Genomic DNA, 11,328 nt, shown 5'->3' on the forward strand with positions numbered 1-11,328 from the left:
GTGGGCTCAGCCCGCCGCCTCCAGCAGCCCCTCGTAGGTCACCAGCGGCCCCAGCAGCGGCAGCGAGAAGGCCACATGGAAGCGGTAGCGGCCGGCTTCGATACGCTTGTAGGCATCGGTGCGCGGCAGCAGCGCGCGGGGCAGCGGCAGGCCCCACAGGCGGATGCCCAGGCAGCGCCAGAACCAGCCCCCGTCGATCACGTCCACCGTCAGCAGCAGGCGCAGCGGCCCGGTGGACTCCACCCAATGACCGCCCTCGGCCAGGCAGCCCACCGGCGCGAAGTGGGAAGTGAGCGGCGCCTGCCCGTCGAAGCTGCGGGACCACAGCAGCGCCGCGTCCTGGTGGGCGATGGTCACCTCCAGGCGGTGCGGGCCGGGGCCGGGGAAGCGCATCTTCTTCGCCAGACGCCGCCCCAGCACCCCCGCCAGCCCGTGGCCGTAGGTGATGGTCACCTCGCCCAGCAGGCGCCCGCCGTGGCTGTGCAGGTGCTGGAGCTGGGGATGCAGCTCACTGAAACGGTCGCCGAACCAGCGGCGGGTCGCGGTGGTGGACATGGCAGGGCCTGAAGAGGGGAGAGGTGCGCAGTCTGGCAGGCCCGTCGCGGCCACGCAGTCGGTTTTTCCCCAGCCTGTTAACGGGCCCGCAGCGGCCACGCAGCCCGTTTCCACAGGGTTTTTGAAAAACGTAGGCGAGGCAGGCGATGCAAGGCGAAAACGGCCTAAAAAGCGCAGTTTAGTTTGTAAATGAGCATTTTTAGGGCGTTTTCAACGCGGCAGCGGCCACGCAGCCAGTTTTTCACCGGGCGAAGCGCCGCGCCCCGGCTACACAGAAGATCACCGCCACCGTCACCCCCAGCATCGCCGGGCTCACCGACTCCCCCAGCAGGCCAGCCGCCAGGGCCAGGCCGAAGAAGGGCTGCAGCAGCTGCAACTGCCCCACCGCCGCGATGCCGCCCTGGGCCAGGCCCCGGTACCAGAACACGAAGCCGATCAGCATGCTGAACAGCGACACGTAGCCCAGGCTCAGCCAGGCCGGCAGCGTGATGCCGGCAAGGCCCGCCGGCAGGCGGTACAGGGCCAGCGCCAGCATCACCGGCAGCGCCAGCACCAGCGCCCAGCAGATCACCTGCCAGCCGCCCAGGCTGCGCGACAGCCGCGCGCCCTCGGCATAACCCAGCCCGCACACCACGATGGCCAGCAGCATCAGCAGGTCGCCACGGGGCGAGGCCGTCAGCCCCTGGGCCACGGCGAAGCCCACCACCAGCAGGCTGCCCAGCACCGAGAAGCCCCAGAACGCCGGGCGCGGCCGCTCGCCGCCGCGCAGCACGCCGAAGGCCGCCGTGGCCAGCGGCAGCAGGCCGAGAAAGACGATGGAGTGCGCCGAGGTCACCGTTTGCAGCGCCAGCGCCGTGAGCAGCGGAAAGCCCACCACCACGCCCATCGCCACCACCGCCAGCGGCAGCAGCTGGCTACGGGAAGGGCGCGGCGCCCCGGCCGCCAGCAGCAACGCCAGCGCCAGCAGCCCGGCCAGACTGGCCCGCGCCACGGTGAGGAACAGCGGGTCGAACTCCAGCACGGCCACGCGGGTGGCCGGCAGCGAACCGCTGAAGATCAGCACGCCGATCAGACCGTTCAGCCAGCCGCTGCCGGCCAGGGAACGGGTGGGGGAAGAGGGGGTGACGGTGCGTTCCACGACGGGCTCCTCGCTGTTTGGGCGCCGTCACCGTACGATCCAGCGGTTGATACGCTCAAATAATTGTCATGGATACAGCGCCCATGCCCCGCTCCCGCTACAAGGCCGTCGTCGATGCCCTGGCCCGGCAGATCCGCAGCGGCGAACTGCCGCCCGGCACCCGCCTGCCCACCCACCGCGAGCTGGCCCGGCGTGAAGGCGTCGCCCTGGCCACCGCCACGCGCATCTACGCCGAGCTGGAACAGATGGGCCTGGTGAGCGGCGAGACCGGGCGCGGCACCTTCGTCCGCGAGCTGGCCCTGCCGCCGGGGCACGGGGTGGACCAGCCCGGCGTCTCGGCCGGGGTGGCCGACCTCAACTTCAACTACCCCACGCTCCCCGGCCAGGCCGAACTGCTGCGCACCGCCCTGCGGCAGCTGGCGCTTTCCGGCGACCTGGAGGCGTTGCTGCGCTACCAGCCCCACGCCGGCCGCCCCCACGAACGCGCGGTGGTGGCGCGGCACCTGCAGCAGCGCGGGCTGAGCGTGGAGGCCGCCGAGGTGCTGCTGGTGAGCGGCGCCCAGCACGGCCTGGCGATCAGCCTCATGGCCCGGCTGCGCCCCGGCGACGTGGTGGCGGCGGATGCGCTGACCTACCCCGGCTTCAAGGTGCTGGCCGAAGCCCTGCACCTGGAGGTGGTGGCCGTACCCGCCAAGCCCGACGGGCCGGACCTGGACGCCCTGGCGCAGCTGTGCCGACGCCGGCCGGTGCGCGCGCTCTACAGCATGGCGACCCTGCACAACCCCCTGGGCTGGGTGCTGCCGCTGGCCACCCGCCAGCGCCTGGTGGCCCTGGCCGAGGCCCATGACCTGCTGCTGATCGAAGATGCCGCCTACGCCTACCTCGCCGAGAACCCGCCGCCGCCCCTGGCCGCGCTCGCCCCGGCGCGCACTCTGTACGTCTCGGGCCTGTCCAAGAGTCTCGCCACCGGGCTGCGCATCGGCTTCGTCGCCGCCCCCGAAGACTGGGTGCCGAGCCTGGAGCGCAGCCTGCGCGCCACCACCTGGAACACCCCGGGGCTGATCACCGCCCTGGCCTGCGCCTGGCTGGAAGACGGCACCGTGGCCCGCCTGGAGGCGCAGAAGCGTGACGACGCCCGCGCCCGCCAGGCCCTTGCGGCCCAGGCGCTGGCCGGCATCGAGCACCTCGGCCACCCGGCCTCCTACTTCCGCTGGCTGCCGCTGCCGGAAGCGGCGCGGGCCGACCGCATCACCCAGGCCCTGCTGGAGGAGGGCATTGCCGTCTCCACCGCCGAACCCTTCTGCACCGCGCCCCACGTGCCCCACGCGCTGCGCGTGGCCCTCGGCTCGGTGGACCTGGCGACCCTGGAGCGCGCCCTGCGCCGGGTCGCCTGGGTGGTCAGCGCGGCGGGGTGAGGCGCGCGCTCAGCGCTTCACGCAGACGAACAGCGCATTGCCGGAGCGGCCGTCCCAAGGGGTGATGCGCTCGTAGTCGTGCTCGAACACCTGCACCTCGAAGTGCGGCGCCAGCAGCTGCTGCAACTCATCGAAGTCGGTGGCGACCATCGGGTGCTCGTCCTCCCAGCGCTGGGTGATGCCGTTGGTGGTCTTCTCGATGCACAGGCGCAGCGCCTGCTGCTCCCCCTCGCCCCGGTAGAACCAGCCGGAGCCGAAGGTGAAGGCGCTGCCCTCGTGCACCACCGAATGGCGCACGAAGGACTGGTTGTCGATCTGCCGCTTGTCCACCGTGTTGAAGCAGAACACCCCGCCCGCCGCCAGCGCCCCGTGCACCTGCTCCAGGCAGGCCTGCAACGGCGTCAGGCCGGGGTTGTAGTGCAGGGAATAGAGGAAGCAGGTGATCAGGTCCTGGGGCGCGTCCACCGTGAAGCTGGCCATGTCCTGCCGGCTGAACTGCGCCTCGGGGCAGCGCAATTGGGCCAGGTCCAGCATCGGCTGGTTGATGTCCAGGCCGGCGCTGGCGTAGCCGAAGTCGAGGAAGTGCCGCACATGGGGCCCCGTCCCGCAGGCCAGGTCCAGGTGCCGCCGACCCGAGGTGCCGAACAGCTGGTGCAGGCGCCGTACGCAATGGCTCTGGGCCTGGTAGTCGATGTCCGCGCACATCAGGTCGTAGTAGGCGGAGAGGTCGGTGTAGAGCGCGTTGGAAGACATAGGGGCCAGCCGCCAGCAGAACGAAAAGGCGCGCATGGTAACCCAGCGCCGCGCGCAGCCTGTCGGATGGCGCAACGGCGCAGGAGGAGGAGGGGGAATTACTCGGCGGGGTCGGCAGCCTGGGCGTCGTAGGCCGGGCTGGTCTGGCCCTTCTCGGGGATGATCTCGCCACTGGCGAGCCACAGCGCGTACTGCGGGTAGAGCTGCACGAGGGCCGTCATTTCCTGGGTACTGATGCGGGTGCGCTTGTCGTAGCGAACCGTTCTCCAGCGGGTGCCGCTGATGTCCGTCGTTCTCACCAGCTCATCCAGGCCGGTGATGTCGACGAGAGATCTGATCCGATCGTCTATTGATTCCATATCGATCTATAGCGTTCTCTTTGTACTGTACAAAAATACCGTACAAAATGTATTATCCATTGTAATGTACGCGGGTTCCTGGCCTGTGCCGGGAGCGGCGTACCCCGAAAAGTTGAACATAGTGCAATAAAAGCCATGGGCTGTGGAGGTAAACCCGCCCCTTGCGGGTGAAGGCCAGCCTGGGCGCGTACCCAAGGAGGGATCTCGGATGCAGGCACTTCCCGTGTCCAACGCCGCTGCCGCGCTGGACTATCTCGGCCAGACCGTGGTCATGGAACTGCGCTGGGCCGCCGAGTCGACGTCCACCTGGGGCATCTACCACGTGCTCGGGCTCGTCGTGCCGATGGCCGGGGTGTATGAGAGCGGCCACTTCCTCGTCATGGACGCCGTCAACGGCGGCGACTTCCCGGACGAAATCTTCTGGGACACCATCCGCACCCTGCTGCCCCTGAACCCGAGCGACTGAAGCGCCGGGCGCCCCACGCATTTGTGGCGGCCTGCACGCCGGGCGAAAGCGCGAGCGCATATCCTGCCCTCCCGACCCGGCGCATCCCGCGCCCAAGGACAGCCCCCATGAAACGCGCCTGGTGCCTCGCACTGCTGATGCTGGCCAGCCACCCCCTGCTGGCCGCCACCCTGCACGAAGCCGAAACCAAGAACCTCGCCTACTCCATCAGCGGCGAGCAGACGACCGTCATCACCTTCATCAACCACGCCCGCGCCACCCGCAAGCTGTACTGGCTCAACTACGAAGGCCAACGCGTCCTCTACAAGGAACTGCGTGCCGGCCAACGCCAGCGCTTCGACACCTACCTCACCCACCCCTGGCTGGTCACCGACGCCGACGACAACGCCCTGACGATCTACTACCCGGATACCGAGCCGAGGGTGGTGGAGTTGAGGTAGGGGGCGGGCTACTGGAATAGCCCTTCGAGCGTCCGCAGCGCACTGAGGATCGGAGGGGTTGCAAGATCGGACGTCGGGCCCAACTCGGGCATGGCCTCCCGCACGTATGCCAGCGGAATGACCGGCCCGAATCCCGCCAGGATCTGGGCAGCAGCCGGGAACACCGCCGGGTGCAGCACAAGTACCGACTCATCGACACCTACCCACACACCCGGCCCGAGCCACTCCCACTGGCGAAGACTCTCGGCCAATGCGTGCTGCCCAATCGCCGCCGCCCCCTGTTCGAGCAGGTGACGGACCAACACGACGTCCACGTCATGCAGGCGAAGGGTGCGGTTGGCGAACTCGAAGAGGTGGTGGGCCATGGAGGTAATGGGGCGGGTTGTTTGACGATGGCGTAGCTAAACCGGCTTGTGTCCGTCATTCAAGCTGTGTGGGTGGCCTGTCCGCTTCTCGGCTGTACCCACGAACCGCATAACCGAGGCCATCTGCCGCGACTGCCCACCTTGTTGGCCTGACGTTTCCAGGGATTCGAAGGTTAGAATCGGCGCCTTTACGGGCCCACCCTGGAGTAGTTGCGTGAACACGGAGAATCATTCCCAGACTGCCGCCTTCCTCTGGTCGATTGCCGACCTGCTGCGCGGCGACTTCAAGCAATCCCAGTACGGTCGCATCATCCTGCCGTTCACCCTGCTGCGGCGGATGGAGTGCGTGCTGGAGCCGACCAAGGATGCGGTGATTCGTGAGTCCTTCGCCCAGGAAGGGCGGCCCGATCAGGTGCGCGAAATGCTCCTGCTGCGCGCGTCTGGGCAGCCCTTCTTCAACGCTTCCAAGCTCCGTCTGGCGACTCTGTCCGATACCCAGACCAGCGATGACCTGCTGGGCTATGTGCAGGCCTTCAGCAAGGACGCGCGGGAGATCTTCGAGCACTTCCACTTCGAAGACTTCGTGCAGCAGCTCGCCGCAGCGGACCTGCTCTACCAGGTGGTGCAGCGCTTTGCCGCCGCCGACCTGAGCCCCGAGCGCATCAGCAACTTCGGCATGGGCATCATCTTCGAGGAGCTGATCCGCAAGTTTGCGGAAAGCTCCAACGAAACCGCCGGGGAGCACTTCACCCCGCGCGACATCGTGCACCTGACCACCTCGCTGGTGATCACCGGGCAGGACGACAAGCTCAAGCCCAACAACATCGTCACCATCTATGACCCGACGGCGGGCACGGGCGGCTTCCTTTCCGAGGGGGACGAGTACATCCAGTCCATCAGCGAGAAGGTCACCGTGTCCCTGCACGGCCAGGAGCTGAACCCCGAGTCCTACGCCATCTGCAAGGCGGACATGCTGATCAAGGGGCAGAAGGTCGAGAACATCAAGCTGGGCAACACCCTCTCCAACGACCAGTTGGACGGCCCCGAGCACCGCTTCGACTTCATGCTCAGCAACCCGCCGTTCGGCGTGGAATGGAAGAAGGTGCAGAAGCAGATCACCGACGAGCACAGCGAAAAGGGCTTCAACGGCCGCTTCGGCCCCGGTTTGCCGCGCGTCTCCGATGGCTCGCTGCTGTTTTTGATGCACCTGGTGAGCAAAATGCGCGACCCGCGTGAGGGCGGTTCGCGCATTGGCATCATCCTCAACGGCTCGCCGCTGTTCACCGGCGGCGCCGGTTCGGGCGAGTCGGAGATTCGCCGCTACCTGCTGCAGAACGACTACGTCGAGGCCATCGTCGCCCTGCCCACCGACATGTTCTACAACACCGGTATTGCTACCTATGTTTTGTTGATATCCAACCGTAAAAAGGCCGATCGCATAGGCAAGGTGCAGCTTATTGACGCCAGTAACATTTACGCTCCTATGCGAAAGAGTATTGCTAGCAAACGTAAGTATTTTGCTAAGGAGCAAGTTGTCGAGATATTAAAGCTGTATGAGGACTTTGAAGAGGCGGCGAATAGCAAGATATTTAAAACTACAGAGCTAGGCTATCGGCGTATCACTATAGAACGTCCACTACGCTTGAGCTTCTCGGTTACTCCTATAAAACTCTCCGCCTATGAAAAATTTAAGGGGGCCGAACAGATAGAGCTCTTTGCCAAGGTGGAAGGCTGCTTCGATAATCTGCAGGCTTTACTCATGGCTACTGGTATAAAAAAGCTTTCAAAAAGCGGGGAAAAGGCGGTGCTAGCCTGCTTTGGTGAGCGTGATCCACGAGCCAAGCCACTACTGAGCGATAACGGGGATTTGGTTCCTGATGTTCATATGCGAAAGTCGGTGAATGTGCCTCTGAGCCAGTCTGTCGAAGACTATTTTAAACGTGAGGTGAAACCCTACGCTGAGGACTCTTGGATCTCTCTTTCATCCACTGATGAAAGCGACGGGGAAGTTGGCATTGTAGGGTATGAAATCAATTTTCATCGACTCAGAGTGCAGGCCCAAATTGAGCGTCTTGAATCGCAATGCAAAAATTATTGCTCCTCAAACTTAGAGCGTCTTGCAGTGGCAGTCATTGATGGTGGGGATGTGGAGCAGTTATTTTGTTGCGAAAATTCTATATTTTTGAAGAAAAACGGTTCGCCATCCATAAGGTCAATACTTGATATTGGTTTAACGTCGCACAAGAATTATATTCAAATTGTCCTTGGGGAGGAGGCGTTAGCGGACTATATTGTGGCTTTCTTCCAGTCGGAGCTCGGCGCTTTATGCTTGGAGGCATCCATGCAGGGTGTAGCGCAGAAACACTTAAGATCTGAAGATCTAGACTGTGTCGTTGTGGCGCTTCCAAGCATAGACAAACAGAAAGATATTGTTGAAACATCAAGAAAGCTGAGGTCTCTAAAAGAGGTCATTGAAGAATTTGATAGCGAGCTGGCTTTGAATCCAGCAAGCTCAAATTTGCTTCAACATAGGCTTGATGGAATGCTGGATGTTTTAGGGCGCTTGACCTTTGAAGATAAAGTGAGAAGTATAATTCGGGTGGGTGAGACGGATGTGGCAGAGTTTAAGTCATCATTTAGTCTTGATGTAAGGAAGCAAGAAAGTGCGCGCTATATTGAAGATGCGTCACTAAAAACAGTAGTTGCCTTCTTGAATACGAGTGGCGGGGCTCTCTTGGTCGGTATTTCAGATGATGGTGAAATTCTTGGTTTGAATGAGGAGATAAAAAGATTTCACAAGGGGAGTGAGGATAAGTTTCTCTTGCATTGGAAAAATAGTTTGAAAAGTCGAATTGGTGAGCAATATTACCCATTCATCTCAACCAAGCTTGTTGATTTGAGTGGGAAAAGTATTTTGTGGATTGATTGCAAGCCATCGATAATTCCGTGCTATCTAGATGGGAGGGATTTTTATGTTAGAACAAATCCTGCAACAGATAAGCTTGAGGGGCCAAAACTTGTTGAGTACGTGAATAATCATTTCAAATCTTAATTTTCCAGCAATTAGTTCTACAGCTACTGAGTCGGTAAGAATATTTTTGAGCTCAGGCAGGATGAAGCAGAACGGCACCCTATGATGCGCTGCGTCCTGACTTTAAGGTGCCGGTGGCAAAGATCGAGGCGTGCAGCTTCAAGCTAGATCACGGCGTGAACCCGCCCCCTACAGCGCTACCGTTGCAACCGCCTGCGGGTGGTGCCGGAGTTGTCTTGGTCGCTCCATGTCTGCGAGAGCGCGTGCAGCCTGCGGCTGTACTGATGTAGTTCCTCACCGACATCGCCGACCGCATCAGCCGCCAGGAGGATGTGATGGCCCAGGTGAGCAACCACTCGCCGGAGCAGGTGATGCACGGGCTGTTCCCCAAGCGCGTGCTGGACAGCGTGCTGGATGCCATGACCGACTTCGAGAAGCTGTCGCTGCAAGTGCTGGATAATGAGACCAAGAGCCGTGCGTTCGCGTTGGTGATTCTCCAGCTGCTGGCAGAGCAGGGCCTGGCGCAATCAAAAGGAGTTTAGGGATGCCCATTCGCACCCAGATATGGACCGTCGGCGCGCAGCCCGCGCCGCTGAAAAGCGCGCTGCTGGCCAGCGAGCAGTTTCTTGAGGACATGACAGAATCTGAATTCAGCATGCCGAGTGCTGTGAGTGCGCCATGAATGAGCTGATCCTCTACACCACCGAAGACGGGCGCAGCCAGATCAAGCTGCGAGCCAAGGACCAGACGGTCTGGCTCTCGCAGCGTGAAATGGCGGAGCTGTTCGACGTCAGCACCGATAACGTCAGCCTGCACCTGAAGAATATCTTTGAGGATGGCGAGTTGAGCCGCGACGCAACTACCGAGGAATCCTCGGTAGTTCAAACCGAGGGCGCTCGCCACGTACAGCGCAAGGTCACGCTCTACAACCTGGATGCCATTCTGGCGGTGGGTTACCGGGTGCGCTCACCGCGTGGGGTGCAGTTCCGGCGCTGGGCCTCCACGGTGCTCAGGGAGTATCTGCTCAAGGGCTTTGTGCTGGACGACGAGCGCCTGAAGAACCCGGATGGCCGCCCGGACTACTTCGACGAGATGCTCGCGCGCATCCGCGACATCCGTGCCTCGGAAAAGCGCTTTTATCAAAAGGTTCGCGACCTCTTCGCGCTGAGCGTCGACTACGACAAGACCGACCAGGCAACGCAGACCTTTTTCGCCACGGTGCAGAACCTGCTGCTCTATGCGGTGACGCAACAGACGGCCGCTGAACTGATTACGGCCCGAGCCAATCCTGATGATCCGTACTTCGGTCTCATGCATTGGCAGGGGGCGCAGGTGCGCAAGCAGGACATCCTGATCGCCAAGAACTACCTGAGCGCCGACGAGATCGACACCCTGAACCGGCTGGTGGTGATCTTTCTGGAAACGGCCGAACTGCGCACCAAGCGCCGCGAGCCGATCCCCATGAGCTTCTGGCGGCAGAACGTGGACCAGATCATCGGCAGCAACGGTTTCCCGGTACTCACCCATGCCGGCAAGGTGAGCCACGCGCAAATGGAACGTGCCACCACTGCGCTTTATCTCGATTACGACCAGCGTCGCAAACAGGACGAGGCGCGTCAGGCCGATGCGCAGGACGAAGCCGAACTCAAGGCGCTGGAAAACACACTCAAGAAACGACCCAAGCTATGACCGAACAAGGTCAGAAATAGCTAGGCAAACTCTCGGGGCGATTGCTGACCAATTGCGCGGGTCGATGAACGCTGACGATTTGCGCGATTACAGGCTGTCCTTCCGCTTCCTGCGCTAACTATGAGCAGGCTGCTGGGCACGAACTGTCCGGACGTGACGCCTGGCTGCTGGACCCGGCCGAGGCAGCGCAGGCCGGCAGTTCCCAGCCCTACCACCCATCCCCCCACCCACCCGTTACATTGAAACGCCACCATCCCCGCCGGTATAACGGCGCCCCCACCACCGACAGAAGTACGTCGATGTTCAAAGACCGGATTCTCGTAGTAGAGGACGCGCCCGAGCTGCGCGAGATGCTGGAGCTGTATCTGCAGGAGGCGGGTTACGCGGTGGAGAGCACGGCCCTGGGCCGCGAGTGCCTGCGCCTGGTGGAGCAGGACCCGCCGTCGCTGGTGCTGCTGGACATCGGCCTGCCGGACATCGACGGTCTGAGCGTGGTGGCGCGGTTGCGGGCGTCGTCGCCGAACATGGGGGTGATGCTGGTGACGGCGCGGGACGATGACTTCGACCGCATCGTCGGGCTGGAGGCGGGGGCCGATTGCTACCTCACCAAGCCGGTGAACCTGCGGGTGCTGCTGGCCCAGGTGCGCAGCCTGATGCGTCGCTACGGCAAGGCCGCGCCGGATGCGCCGAGCGGCCTGCGCCTGGGGCGCTTCCAGGTGGACCTGCTGTACCGCCGCATCCTCGACGAGCACGGCGAGGACGTGAGCCTGACGCCCGGCGAGTTCGCCCTGCTGATCGGGCTGATCGAGCGGCGCGGCAAGGTGGTGAGCCGCCAGCAACTGCTGTCGAGCATGCGCATGGGCCCGGACGAGGAGGCCGACCTGCGCACGGTCGATACGCTGATCGGGCGGCTGCGGCGCAAGCTCGAACGCAGCCCGAACCGGCCGCTGCTGATCCAGACGGTGTACGGCAAGGGTTATCGTCTGGCGGCCGAGGGGGAGATTGTCGAGGAATTGGCGCCGAGTTCCTGACAAATTTGAACGGTTTGACACAAGCTTGAATGCCGGTCTTTGGCTTTGCCAAAGGGGCCTCGCGGACAATTGGGAGTTGCCAAAAG

11 protein-coding genes and 3 pseudogenes are annotated in these 11,328 nt (G+C 62.9%); 9 read left to right on the forward strand and 5 right to left on the reverse strand.

Features of this window, described 5'->3' with window-relative positions; genetic code table 11:
- Positions 1-6: 6 nt before the first annotated feature.
- Both RTK35_RS05595 and RTK35_RS05600 read right to left on the reverse strand, forming a co-directional pair.
- On the reverse strand, positions 7-555 hold the full coding sequence (locus tag RTK35_RS05595) for a DUF4166 domain-containing protein (RefSeq protein ID WP_160158620.1): 549 nt from the start codon (positions 553-555) through the stop codon (positions 7-9).
- 241 nt (positions 556-796) lie between these two features.
- Positions 797-1,693 (reverse strand): DMT family transporter, encoded by an 897-nt coding sequence (locus RTK35_RS05600; protein WP_316907577.1) that lies wholly within the window; start codon positions 1,691-1,693, stop codon positions 797-799.
- A gap of 83 nt (positions 1,694-1,776) precedes the next feature.
- Here RTK35_RS05600 and RTK35_RS05605 point away from each other — a divergent pair, with 83 nt between their 5' ends.
- The gene (locus RTK35_RS05605) at positions 1,777-3,108 is read left to right on the forward strand and encodes a PLP-dependent aminotransferase family protein (RefSeq protein ID WP_316907578.1); all 1,332 of its coding nucleotides are present in this window, start codon (positions 1,777-1,779) and stop codon (positions 3,106-3,108) included.
- 9 nt (positions 3,109-3,117) lie between these two features.
- Here the strand turns inward: RTK35_RS05605 and RTK35_RS05610 are convergent, their stop codons facing one another.
- Together RTK35_RS05610 and RTK35_RS05615 are read right to left on the reverse strand one after the other, a co-directional pair.
- Positions 3,118-3,861, reverse strand: a complete 744-nt coding sequence (locus RTK35_RS05610; protein ID WP_316907579.1) for a class I SAM-dependent methyltransferase — start codon at positions 3,859-3,861, stop codon at positions 3,118-3,120.
- Positions 3,862-3,959: 98 nt separating this feature from the next.
- Positions 3,960-4,160: a hypothetical protein gene (locus RTK35_RS05615; protein ID WP_410478631.1), complete on the reverse strand. Its 201-nt coding sequence runs from the start codon at positions 4,158-4,160 to the stop codon at positions 3,960-3,962.
- A 268-nt stretch (positions 4,161-4,428) separates the two neighbouring features.
- Here RTK35_RS05615 and RTK35_RS05620 point away from each other — a divergent pair, with 268 nt between their 5' ends.
- Entirely contained in the window at positions 4,429-4,686 is a 258-nt protein-coding gene (locus RTK35_RS05620; RefSeq protein WP_160482741.1) for a hypothetical protein, read from the forward strand.
- A gap of 107 nt (positions 4,687-4,793) precedes the next feature.
- On the forward strand, positions 4,794-5,126 hold the full coding sequence (locus RTK35_RS05625) for a hypothetical protein (protein WP_316907581.1): 333 nt from the start codon (positions 4,794-4,796) through the stop codon (positions 5,124-5,126).
- An 8-nt stretch (positions 5,127-5,134) separates the two neighbouring features.
- Here RTK35_RS05625 and RTK35_RS05630 read toward each other — a convergent pair whose 3' ends face one another.
- The gene (locus RTK35_RS05630) at positions 5,135-5,491 is read right to left on the reverse strand and encodes a hypothetical protein (protein ID WP_316907582.1); all 357 of its coding nucleotides are present in this window, start codon (positions 5,489-5,491) and stop codon (positions 5,135-5,137) included.
- 214 nt (positions 5,492-5,705) lie between these two features.
- Here RTK35_RS05630 and RTK35_RS05635 point away from each other — a divergent pair.
- The 6 genes and pseudogenes from RTK35_RS05635 to RTK35_RS05660 all read left to right on the forward strand — a co-directional run.
- A pseudogene (locus tag RTK35_RS05635) lies at positions 5,706-7,146 on the forward strand (N-6 DNA methylase); the annotation flags it as partial.
- Positions 7,147-8,108: 962 nt separating this feature from the next.
- Positions 8,109-8,543: pseudogene (locus tag RTK35_RS05640) on the forward strand (helix-turn-helix domain-containing protein); the annotation flags it as partial.
- A gap of 269 nt (positions 8,544-8,812) precedes the next feature.
- A pseudogene (locus RTK35_RS05645) lies at positions 8,813-9,064 on the forward strand (hypothetical protein); the annotation flags it as partial.
- Positions 9,065-9,066: 2 nt separating this feature from the next.
- Positions 9,067-9,204, forward strand: a complete 138-nt coding sequence (locus RTK35_RS05650; RefSeq protein WP_316907583.1) for a hypothetical protein — start codon at positions 9,067-9,069, stop codon at positions 9,202-9,204.
- Positions 9,201-10,211, forward strand: a complete 1,011-nt coding sequence (locus RTK35_RS05655; RefSeq protein WP_316907584.1) for a virulence RhuM family protein — start codon at positions 9,201-9,203, stop codon at positions 10,209-10,211. Before RTK35_RS05650 ends, RTK35_RS05655 begins: the two co-directional genes overlap by 4 nt.
- Positions 10,212-10,510: 299 nt before the next feature.
- Complete coding sequence (locus RTK35_RS05660) at positions 10,511-11,242, forward strand: response regulator transcription factor (protein WP_316907633.1); 732 nt, start codon at positions 10,511-10,513, stop codon at positions 11,240-11,242.
- Positions 11,243-11,328: the final 86 nt, after the last annotated feature.

This window comes from Pseudomonas sp. zfem003 (assembly GCF_032621675.1).
GTDB lineage: Bacteria > Pseudomonadota > Gammaproteobacteria > Pseudomonadales > Pseudomonadaceae > Metapseudomonas > Metapseudomonas otitidis.

Coding starts and splice junctions, on each gene's coding strand:
- RTK35_RS05595 (WP_160158620.1), bottom strand. CDS start 555: ATGTCCACCACCGCGACCCGCCGCTGGTTCGGCGACCGTTTCAGTGAG.
- RTK35_RS05605 (WP_316907578.1), top strand. CDS start 1,777: ATGCCCCGCTCCCGCTACAAGGCCGTCGTCGATGCCCTGGCCCGGCAG.
- RTK35_RS05610 (WP_316907579.1), bottom strand. CDS start 3,861: ATGTCTTCCAACGCGCTCTACACCGACCTCTCCGCCTACTACGACCTG.
- RTK35_RS05620 (WP_160482741.1), top strand. CDS start 4,429: ATGCAGGCACTTCCCGTGTCCAACGCCGCTGCCGCGCTGGACTATCTC.
- RTK35_RS05625 (WP_316907581.1), top strand. CDS start 4,794: ATGAAACGCGCCTGGTGCCTCGCACTGCTGATGCTGGCCAGCCACCCC.
- RTK35_RS05630 (WP_316907582.1), bottom strand. CDS start 5,491: ATGGCCCACCACCTCTTCGAGTTCGCCAACCGCACCCTTCGCCTGCAT.
- RTK35_RS05650 (WP_316907583.1), top strand. CDS start 9,067: ATGCCCATTCGCACCCAGATATGGACCGTCGGCGCGCAGCCCGCGCCG.
- RTK35_RS05655 (WP_316907584.1), top strand. CDS start 9,201: ATGAATGAGCTGATCCTCTACACCACCGAAGACGGGCGCAGCCAGATC.
- RTK35_RS05660 (WP_316907633.1), top strand. CDS start 10,511: ATGTTCAAAGACCGGATTCTCGTAGTAGAGGACGCGCCCGAGCTGCGC.